The organism is Gemmobacter nanjingensis (genome assembly GCF_014652195.1).
GTDB lineage: Bacteria > Pseudomonadota > Alphaproteobacteria > Rhodobacterales > Rhodobacteraceae > Gemmobacter > Gemmobacter caeni.
This window is the reverse complement of sequence record NZ_BMYI01000056.1, coordinates 1-4,082: the sequence shown is the minus strand read 5'-3', so window position 1 is coordinate 4,082 and position 4,082 is coordinate 1. Positions and strand designations below refer to the sequence as shown.

Annotated in this window: 6 protein-coding genes; all 6 read left to right on the top strand. The window is 64.6% G+C overall.

What is annotated here, in order from left to right; genetic code table 11:
- On the top strand, positions 1-222 hold a 222-nt coding region (locus IE126_RS25410), incomplete at its 5' end, for a phage tail terminator protein (RefSeq protein WP_456071394.1).
- 1 nt (position 223) lies between these two features.
- Positions 224-379, top strand: a complete 156-nt coding sequence (locus IE126_RS25405) for a hypothetical protein (RefSeq protein ID WP_189383159.1) — start codon at positions 224-226, stop codon at positions 377-379.
- A gap of 1 nt (position 380) precedes the next feature.
- Positions 381-1,310, top strand: coding sequence for a phage tail tube protein (locus IE126_RS25400; protein WP_189383157.1), 930 nt, complete (start codon positions 381-383; stop codon positions 1,308-1,310).
- Between the two features lie 27 nt (positions 1,311-1,337).
- Positions 1,338-1,715, top strand: coding sequence for a hypothetical protein (locus tag IE126_RS25395; RefSeq protein WP_189383155.1), 378 nt, complete (start codon positions 1,338-1,340; stop codon positions 1,713-1,715).
- A gap of 134 nt (positions 1,716-1,849) precedes the next feature.
- A complete protein-coding gene (locus tag IE126_RS25390) occupies positions 1,850-2,113 on the top strand; it encodes a DUF1799 domain-containing protein (RefSeq protein WP_189383153.1) in 264 nt (87 codons plus the stop codon).
- Positions 2,110-4,082: phage tail length tape measure family protein (locus IE126_RS25385; protein ID WP_189383152.1), on the top strand; the 1,973-nt coding region annotated here is incomplete at its 3' end. The genes IE126_RS25390 and IE126_RS25385, both read left to right, overlap by 4 nt.

Genomic DNA, 4,082 nt, shown 5'->3' with positions numbered 1-4,082 from the left:
GTCGGCATGGTGCTGCGCAACTACGACCAGAAGATGGGCGGCGACCGCGCGAAGAGCTTCGACGCGCTGAAGGCTGATATGGAAGGCGCCCTCGCTGGCTGGGAGCCCGACAGTTGCGAGGAACCCTGTGAACTGATCGGGGGCGAAAGCAGCCCGATTTCGAAGGGCGTCAGCATCTACGTCCAGACCTGGGCAACGGCCCGTTTCCTCGAAGGAGTTTGACATGGAACAGCCTGTCACCGGCGGCAGCTACATCCGCGATCCCGCCACCGGCGCCCTGACCCGCGAAGGCGAAACCGCACCCGCTGTCACCCCGCCCCCCGAAGTCGCGCCGGAAACCCCGGCCGTGCCTGAGAAACCCGTGAAGAAGGTCCGCTGATATGGCTGCCCGCCGCTGGAAGAAACTCGCCATCCTGCTGAAGCCCGAAACGGTCTACGGCACCGATGTCGCCCCCGCCGCCGCCGATGCACTGATCGGCCGTAATGTTACCTTCACCCCGATTGTCGGGGAGCGGGTGAGCCGTGACCTGATCCTGCCCTACATGGGCAATCAGGGCGTTCTGCTCGCCGGAACCTACGGCCGCATCGAGTTCGATATCGAGATAGCAGGTTCCGGCGCCGCTGGCACGAAACCCAAATGGGGATCTGCGGCGCGGATCTGCGGCATGTCAGAAACCGTTCTGGCCGGTGTGTCGGTGACCTATGCGATCATCGAGGAGGCACTGGAATCGGGATCGCTTTACTTCGTCATGGATAAGACCCGTCACGTCCTGCTGGGCGCGCGCGGCAACATGACCCTGCAATTCAACGCCAAGGGCATCCCGTATTTCCGTTTCACGATCCTCGGGCTTCTCGGCACGATTACCGATATCGGTGCCATGCCTGCGGTGTCTCAGGCGGGCTGGACCAAGCCTGTGGTGGTCAGCAAAGCGAATACCGTCCTGACGCTGCATGGCTGGACCGCCGTTGCCGAGCGCGTCGAGATGAACCTTGGCAACGAGGTCACGCCCCGTTTCCTGATCGGTAACGAAAGCATGATCGTCTCGGATCGCAGCGCTACCGGCACCGCCGTGGTCGAGGCCCGGCCGATTGCCGAGATTGACTGGTTCACCATTGCACTCACCCGCGCCCGGGGGGCCATGTCGCTGATCCACGGCACGATTGCCGGGAACATCGTCGAGGTCACCAACCCGGCCGTGGAGGTCGGCGAGCCGACGCTGGGCCAGACCAACAACATTGCCAACTACAGTCTGCCGCTGGACCTCTGCCCCGACGCGGGCCGGGACGAGATGCAGATCATCGTGCGCTGATCCACTCCTTATATAGGGCCATTCCCCATGAAATTCGTTCTCGGCAAATCCTCCTCGATCTGGTGGCCGGTCAGCATCCAGCGCCCCGACCCGGAAAATCCCGGCCAGACCGTCAAATCCAAGCTTCAGGCCCTGCTCGTCCCGCAGCCGCAGGACGCGTTCCTCGCGGCCCAGGAGGAGATCGCCAAGGTGCGTGGTCTGCGGGCGCAGGCGACGGCCGAACGCGAATACCTTGCCACCCGGATCGAAGGCTGGGAATGGCCGGATGCGACCGATGATGAGGGCAGGCCGGTGGGGATGACGCCCGCAACGCTGGCTCTCGCGCTTCAGGAGGGCTGGTTTCGGAAAGGTCTCTGGCGCGCGCTGAACGAAATCGGGCTGGGAGAACCCGCCGAGGGAAACTGACCGCCGCTGCCCGCGCCTGGGCGTTTGCGCGCCTCGGCCGGGCAGATGACCGCGCGCCAGTCGCCCTCGATGACGATCTGCGCGCCGAATTTGCCGAGATGGGTGCCGAGGTGGCGCCCGATCCTGACACCCCCATGACGGTATCCGAGGACTTCGAGGTCATGCCCTGCAACTGGCAATCCGTCTGCGCCTTCCTTGCCTGCGAAACGCAGTGGCGGGCCGTGCCCATGACGCTGGGCCAGATGGCGCAGGTGGTGACCGAAGTCGTCTGGATCGGCCTCGACTATGTTGCGGTCGATGTGGTGCTGCGCCGCATGGGCCTCGGTGACGCGGTCTTCGCCGACCTTCAGGTCATGGAACGCGCCGCCCTCGATGTCTTCGCGGAGGCATGGGTATGAGCGGCAAGCAGTTTGTCTTCAGCCTGCTTTTCAAGGGCGAGAACGCCGGAGCGAAGGCAGCGGCGCGCGAGGTCGAGCAGGGTCTGGACGCGGTGCAGGGTCAGGCCCGGCAGACCACTGTCGCCCTGAAGGGCAATGCCGAAACGCTGGAACAGGAGGCGCGGGCCTCGCGCAAGGCTGCTGATGCGGCCCGCGAACTGGCCCTCGCTGAAAAGCGGGTGCGCGATGAGGCGGCTCGCAGCCAGGGCGCGCAATCCCCCGCCATCACCCTTGACCCGAAGCGGGTCGAGGAGCTGCGCGAACGCTATGTCCCTATGGCAAAGATCCAGAAGGACTATGCGAAAGAACTGGACCAAATCGCGCTTGCTGAACGGGCGGGCGCACTGACTGCAACTGAAAGTGCAATGGTTCGCGCCCGGCTAAGGTCGGTTCACGAAGCAGAAATCTCGTCGCTCCAGCGCAGCACCGCAGCCCTGGACGCTAACAACAAAGCGACCAAGCTTTCTGCGCATGAACGGCGTATCCTCAATATGCAATTGTCGGATACCGCCCAATCCTTAGCGCTCGGAATGCCTCCGCTGCAGGTGCTGTTGCAGCAGGGGCCGCAGATCACCGACCTGTTCGGTGGAGTCGGCGATACACTCCAGGCTGTCGCGCAGGCGGCAACCCCCGCCAGGCTGGCTATTGGTGGAATCGTTACTACGGCGTTGATCGGTGTGACGGCCTGGAATGGTTACCTGAAATCGGTTAAGGAGGTTGATACCGCCGCCGCTGGCCTCGGGCGCGGCATGGCGGGCACCCGTCAGGAAATGGAAGCCGCCGCACAGGCCGGGGCCGAGGCCGCAGGGATTTCGGTCAAGGCCGCCCGATCCATGGAAGCCGCTTTCCTGCGCACCGGCAGGATCGACAGCAGTAATTTCGCAGGGTTGATCGGCCTCTCCGATAACTTTGCCGCCACCATCGGGGCCGATGCGCAAGCCGCCGGTGCTGCCCTGTCGGAGATCTTTGCCGATCCGGCGAAGGGTGCGGATGTCCTTTACCGGCAATATGGCCTGATTTCCGGGGCTACGGCCCAGCTGGCGAAGGATCTGTCCGCCCAGAACCGGCAGGCCGAAGCACAGGCCGTGCTGATCAAGGCTTTGCCTGCAAGTCTCGCCAATGCGGAAGAGGCCACCACCGCGCTCGGCCGTGCGTGGGCTTATGTCGCGCAAAAGGCCGGTAACGCCGGTGATGCCATCGGCGGCGCAATCGACAGGGCGATTTCCGGGCCGTCGCTTGATGAACGTATCGCAGAGGTTCGATCCCGTATCGACAGCATGCAGGGACGCGACTGGTCCGCTGGAATTTTCGGGAACCGGACTGGCGGGGTCTATGCCGGTGCCTATCAGGAGGATCTGGATCTTCTCGCGGATCTTACCCGTGAGAAGCGCAGCCGGGATGAGGCAGCCGCTCGACAGCGCCAGCAGGCAGCGGCTAACCGGCTGACAGCGCCCGCCCTTGCGCTGGCCGAAGCCAGCCCGGCAACGCAGTCGTCACGCCAGCAGCGCGATCTGTCCAACCAGATTGCGGCGCTCCGGGCGGGGCGCGATGCTGACGGGCTGTCGGCGGAGCAGCGGGACGACATCACCCGGGCAATCGAGGCGAAAAGCCGCGCGCTGGACGGGCTGGCCAATCGCCAGACCTATCAGAACACGCTCGACCAGATCGGCATCCAGCTTGCAAGCGAACGCAATCCTCTGCGGCAGGCCGAGCTGGTGCTGATGCAAACCTTTCTGGCCTCGGCCGGGAAGGAAATCACCTGGGCAGAAGCCTCGGCCGAGGCCATGCGCGCCCGCAATCGGGTCATGGGCGAAGCCATGGGGGCGGCCAAGGCCCAATCCGCCGACATGCGGGTGGAGCTGGAAATCCGCGCCCGGCTCAATACGCAGGTTGCTGCAGGCCTCATCACGGCCGAGGAAGCCAACCGGCT